Origin of the sequence: Vibrio sp. YT-16 (assembly GCF_033337405.1) — a bacterium.
Classification (GTDB): Bacteria; Pseudomonadota; Gammaproteobacteria; order Enterobacterales; family Vibrionaceae; genus Vibrio; species Vibrio alginolyticus.
This window is the reverse complement of record NZ_JAWOQQ010000067.1, coordinates 1-1,553: the sequence shown is the minus strand read 5'-3', so window position 1 is coordinate 1,553 and position 1,553 is coordinate 1. Positions and strand designations below refer to the sequence as shown.

Here is a 1,553-nt window from a genome sequence, read left to right as displayed (position 1 = left end):
AATCCGAGAAAGTACTGGGAAATCCAGCCATACGGAGAAGGTTTCAACATTACTAATATCCTAAAACGGGAACACCATCGCTCGAACCGTGGATTATGGATCGCTATGCGTATTAGAAAAAGGGAAGAATAGGCAACTTACCGTTTCCTCGATGTCATTCTGACTTTTGATGCGCCGAACTCGCCCATCAATATCCAGCGGTTTAGACCAAAGTCGTCTGGCTTACGGCAAGAAATTTGTCAGACTTATACTGTGTTCCTCCCAATTTTAGGTGTCTCCATGCCTGACAAATTTAATATGCAATCTCCCCCGTTCGATCGTCTGACCGATGCTCAGCAAACTCGGCTGCGCTCGTCCTTAGATGTGGCGTACTATCGAACTCGAGATGTCATTTTGTCTAGCGGGCAGACCAACCCTCATTTGCACATATTGATCAAAGGCGCAGTCGAAGAACGTTCCAAAGACCAATCCGAAGTGTTCGCTCACTACGCTAATGACGACATGTTTGATGTGCGTTCACTGTTTGAAGAATGCGTTCGACATCAATACATCGCGCTGGAAGACACCCTTTCGTACTTGCTGCCAAAAGACGTTTTTCTCGAGCTTTATAACGAGAATGGCCAGTTCGCAGCTTACTTCGACAACAACTTATCCAAACGACAAGAACTCATCGAAGCCGCGCAGCAACAGCAAAACTTGGCCGAATTTATTCTGACCAAAGTCGATAACAGCATTTATCATCCGCCGATGATCCTCGCGCCAGAAACGCCAATCAACGAGGTAACTCGAACTCTAAAAGATAACGGAATCGATGCTGCATTGGTTCAGCTCCATGACGACGACCCGCGATTGGAAAAATGGCCGTCAGCTCACCCGTACGCCATCGTGACTCGTACCAACATGCTGCACTCGGTTATGTTGGATAATTGCGCCGTGGACACGCCCGTAGGTGAGATCGCAACTTTCCCTGTCTACCATGTTGATAACGGGGATTTTCTGTTTAACGCCATGATCACCATGACACGTAATCGCATGAAACGTTTGATGGTCTGCGAAGGCAGCCGCGCGGTGGGCATGCTCGACATGACACAGATTCTCAGCGCGTTTTCGACGCATTCCCACGTGTTAACACTCAGCATTGCACGAGCAAGCAGCGTAGAAGAACTGGCGTTAGCCTCAAACCGCCAACGTCAACTGGTAGAAAGCTTGCTGAGAAACGGTATCCGTACTCGCTTCATCATGGAGCTCATCTCTGCGGTAAACGAACAAATTATCGAAAAAGCCTTTGAACTGGTGGTGCCACCCGCTTTGCACGACCACTGTTGTTTGATCGTGCTGGGCTCAGAAGGGCGTGGCGAGCAAATTCTTAAGACCGACCAAGACAACGCGCTCATTATTGAAGACGGGCTAGAATGGCCGCATTGCGAACAAGTGATGCAATCATTCACCCATACTCTGCAGCAGCTTGGTTACCCACTCTGCCCCGGAAAAGTGATGGTCAACAACCCGAAATGGGTCAAAACACAGCAAGAGTGGATCCACACCTTAGATCA

At 48.7% G+C, this 1,553-nt stretch carries 1 protein-coding gene; it reads left to right on the top strand.

All coding sequences use genetic code 11. The features are described 5' to 3' along the window. Positions 1-279: 279 nt before the first annotated feature. On the top strand, positions 280-1,553 hold a 1,274-nt coding region (locus tag R7F07_RS24735), incomplete at its 3' end, for a DUF294 nucleotidyltransferase-like domain-containing protein (protein ID WP_318110603.1).